Genomic DNA, 4,295 nt, shown 5'->3' on the forward strand with positions numbered 1-4,295 from the left:
CTTCTGATAAGGTGCTGATGCCATCAAAACCGAGAAACCCTAAAACCGCGATAGAGGCGGCTTTGGCCAAAAGATCCGGGCTAAAGTTATCAGCCTGGAAAAAGGGGGCTAGTGTAAAGCCTGCTGCGCCGTTGCCTTCAATAAAGACATATTTGATTCCGATAATTAACAATACAAGTAATGTGGCTAATTGCAGATAGAGCATGACTAAATTTGTTTTTGCCGTTAAGGTTATTCCCCTGATGTTAATCAACGTATTAATTACAATAAATACAAATCCCCAGACTACTGAGGGAACACCCGGAAATATTCCGGTCATCCAGATGCCAGTCATCAGGTACAGTAAAGCCGGCGCCAGGATATAATCAGCTAATATAATCCAGCCGGCGACAAAGCCGAGATGGGGATTCAGGGCCCTCTGGATGTACGAATAAACAGAGCCTGAGATGGGAAACTCTTTCGACATATGACTATAGCTATACGCAGTAAATAACATCGCGATAACACCAACAAGGTAAACTAAACAGGACATTCCGCTGCTTTCCTGAGCTACCATGCCATACACCTGCATCGGTGCTAACGGGGCCATGAAAATAATCCCATAAATCGTAAGATCTTTGAGTCCCAGTGTTCTTTTCAATTCCTGTTGATAACCGAATTTGCCAAGTAGGGTGTTGTTGTCATTACTTAGACCAGGTTTCATTAGAATTAAGCTCCTCTGCTGTATTTTTAGTTAATTATAAGCCAGAAGGGGCTGGAATGGTCAAAAGATTGGTCATACCCAAATCCGTTTGGTCAATACAAAAATCCCGTACCGGAAGATTAAAGGACGCTGATTAGTGTAAATGTGTTATGTTGGATTATTGTCCGATTCTCTGCCACTATCAGCAAAAAGAGGTTAGATCAACAGGACTCTTTTGTCCATTGATCTAACCTCTTTATTTGATTGAGCTACACTGTAGTCCGGAATTAAGCCATCACTGGCTAGACTTTGAAGCGCTGTATGACAGTTTGTAGATCCTGAGCCAATTTTGCTAAAGCCTCGCTGGAGGCGGCAATTTCTTCCATAGAAGCCGACTGCTCTTCGGTGACCGCCGAAACCGTTTGCGTCTGACCGGCGGTTTCTTTGCTTATTACATCAATCTCCTGTACGGACGAGACAATCTCCTGACTGTCACTCGCTATTCCCTGAACAGCTGCTGCGATGCTTTTTATCTGCTCAGATACCTGGTCGACCAACGAAACTATTTCTGCAAAAGCCTGTCCGGCTGAATTAACGACATCTGATCCGATTTTGACTTCGCGGGTACCTTCGTTCATTGCGAGGACCGCACTTTCAGTCTCGACCTGGATCTCTGTAATCAGGCCGGCGATTTGTTTGGCGGCTTCCTGCGACTGTTCAGCCAGCTTGCGAACCTCCTCGGCTACTACGGAGAAGCCACGTCCCTGTTCGCCAGCCCGGGCCGCTTCAATAGCCGCATTAAGTGAAAGCAGATTGGTTTGGCCTGCAATCCCGGATATCGTATCGACGATTTGGCCTATTTCTTTGGAGCGCTCGCCTAATTTGGCGATAACCTGTGCCGAATGGACTACTTTAGTCTCGATATTAATCATCTGGTTAACCGCTGCCTCAACCGCTTTGCCCCCATCCTTAGCGGCACCTGCGGCCTTGTCGGAGGTTGTCTCCACAACATTTACATTAGCGGCCGCCTGCTTGATCTCTGAGGAAATCCGTTCAACAACAGCGACGGTTTTGCGAATTGCACCAGTTTGCCGCTCAGTGCCGGCTGCTACCTGCGTGATGGAGTTGGCTACTTGGCCGGCTCCTTGCGCCGACTGCTCGGCACCTGTCGTTAATTGCTCCGACGAGGCTGCCACCTGTTCGGCAGAGTGGGTTACCTGCCCGATAACGCCACGCAGGCTTTGGGTCATGGATTCAAGCGCTTTTCCCAGTTGGCCAATCTCGTCATTGGATAAACTGGCGGTATGCGAAGCCCTCAGGTCTCCGTCAGCTACCTGCGCCACCCGCTGCACCATATGGGTTAAACGGCCGGCTATCCTGCGGGCAAAATACCAGGCAATGACGATTACGATAAGTATCGTCACACCCATGACTGCCAGCATCTTGTAGCGATTCACACTTACTTCGGCATACACCTCTTTTTCCGGCACCATGGCGATAATTATCCAATTGGTTAAAGGAACAATCCCTGTGGCACCAATTACGTCAGCACCCGCCAGGTTCTTAAAATTCAATTGGTTCTGCCCTCGCAGGGCTGCCTGAACAATCGGTGTTTCGAACACATCTTTCTTTTCTGTAACAAGTGTATTATCCGGATGAGCAATGATAATGGATTTTCCATTTACATTGGTGTTAATGCTTGCATACCCTGTTTCACCGATCTTAACCTGAGAGCGCATTTTCTCCAACGCATCCAGTTTAATGACTTGGCAGACGATCCCGGCAAAAGCCCCCGCACTGTCTTTAATCGGGGTAGCAATAAGGATAATTGGACTGCCTGTGTCTTTGGAAGTAAGTACGTCACTGATGATTGTCTGGCCGGTCTGCATAGCATCCTTAAAGTACTGCCTGTCAGCTATCGAGGTACCTATCATCCGTCCGGCGCCGGCTGCCGGGGCAAAATTGGTTACCCGGCCTGTCCGGTCAACGATGTTAACAGCCTCATAAGAGGCAGAATCAACACGCTCAATGGCATTGACCAGCTCTGTTGCGCCTGCAGCATTGCCGCCAGTGACATGAGCATGATTGGCGATAATCTGGCCAATCTTGATTTGCTCCTGTAACATTGAGCTAATTTGCCCGTTTAAGCCGCTAACCTGGGCTTGTATCTCACGGTTTACGTTCTCCTTCAGACTTGTTTCCATGCCATTTAACAGAATAAGTCCCGTGATACCTGTTGCCGTCAACGTAAGAACCAACACCAGGACCACTAACTTCGCAAAAAAGTTCATCCGCATATTGTTGCCTCCAACCTGTAAAATAATTACATAATTTTTGTGTGCAGTATGCAGACAAGGCTGCATTCTTTTTTGAAATGACTACGAGATATAGCCTGTCATAAATCCTCCCTCCGCATGGAGTCAACCGCAATCGTACCTGTGTCCGGAAGAAAAAAGAATCTCTAGCATCTAACGATTCGCTCGTAAATAAACTATTCACTGAGCCCGTATTTCAAATTTAAAATCGTAATATTCTGTAAAAATTTTATAGATATGTTATAAAAATAAAACTAAATCGACAAAAATTATTTGATCATTGCAGTTGACTGATTTTTGAGTGTTAGCAATTCAACATGTAGAGATGTGTAGACGACTTAGGGTATAACTCTATTGCAATTATTGTGAGCTAAGAGTTCCGCCGAGGCTGCCGCACTTGTATGTGTTTTATATAAGATGGGTTCGGAACGGCAGTGATACAAGTGGGTTCTTCTTTTGCATCCTAGAAAGTTAATTATTTCACCTACACATTGTATTCTCTCATTATTTGTATAATCCTGCCGAAATTTACAGTTTATTTGTCGAAAAAGCGTGAAACAATGGGGAGGCCAGGCCTCAAGTGATCAGAAATCCACCCACGTCCTAGTTATTCACTCAGCAGCTGTTCTATTTTGTCCCGTTTCAAAATGGTGATGGTGCGTTTGTCTGTCAGGATAATTTTTGCTTTGCACAGGTTTTTCAGTTCCCGGCAAAGTGAGGGGCGTGATACATTCAAATGCTCTGCCCACGCCTTTTGCGTATACGGGAGCTCAATGATGCTGGTATTATTGTCGGTTGCGATGCAGTGTAATAGCGAATACGCAATCTTGCTTTGAATTGAGCAATAGGATAACAACTCGATTTTTTTATTCAGAAAAATAAGCTTATCGGACATGAGCGCCAACAAATTGGCTAAAAGGATGCTGTCATCAGCCAGCGCCTTGATAACGTATTGTTTAGGCAACAGCATCACATCTGTATTCTCCCGGGATATTACCTGGCAGGGATAGGCCGGCATTTGGGAGAATATGGTTCCTTCGGCGAACAACTCGCCTTTTTCTTTATAAATCAGATTAATGACCTTGCCTGACTGAAAGATCTTCTGCACCTCAATACTGCCTTTGAGGATAATCCCTATATATGTTATCGGTTGATCCATTCTAAATATAAACTGATTTTTTTTAAAATTGCTGATTTTGTATTCAGCAGGCAGCAGAAAGTTGTGAACGTCTGATTTGGTATAGCCTTTAAATAAACGGCAATTGGCCAGGGCAGTGATAAAATCTTCCATCTTAAAC

The 4,295-nt window shown here is 45.3% G+C and carries 3 protein-coding genes; all 3 read right to left on the bottom strand.

All coding sequences use genetic code 11. The features are described 5' to 3' along the window. On the bottom strand, positions 1–703 hold a 703-nt coding region (locus VN379_RS24965), incomplete at its 3' end, for an APC family permease (protein ID WP_325538844.1). A 281-nt stretch (positions 704–984) separates the two neighbouring features. Continuing rightward, positions 985–2,979: a methyl-accepting chemotaxis protein gene (locus VN379_RS24970; protein WP_325538845.1), complete on the bottom strand. Its 1,995-nt coding sequence runs from the start codon at positions 2,977–2,979 to the stop codon at positions 985–987. Between the two features lie 625 nt (positions 2,980–3,604). Beyond that, positions 3,605–4,288, bottom strand: a complete 684-nt coding sequence (locus VN379_RS24975; protein WP_325538846.1) for a Crp/Fnr family transcriptional regulator — start codon at positions 4,286–4,288, stop codon at positions 3,605–3,607. Positions 4,289–4,295 lie beyond the last annotated feature (7 nt).

Origin of the sequence: Sporomusa sp. (assembly GCF_035561255.1) — a bacterium.
In the GTDB taxonomy this organism is placed as follows: domain Bacteria; phylum Bacillota; class Negativicutes; order Sporomusales; family Sporomusaceae; genus Sporomusa.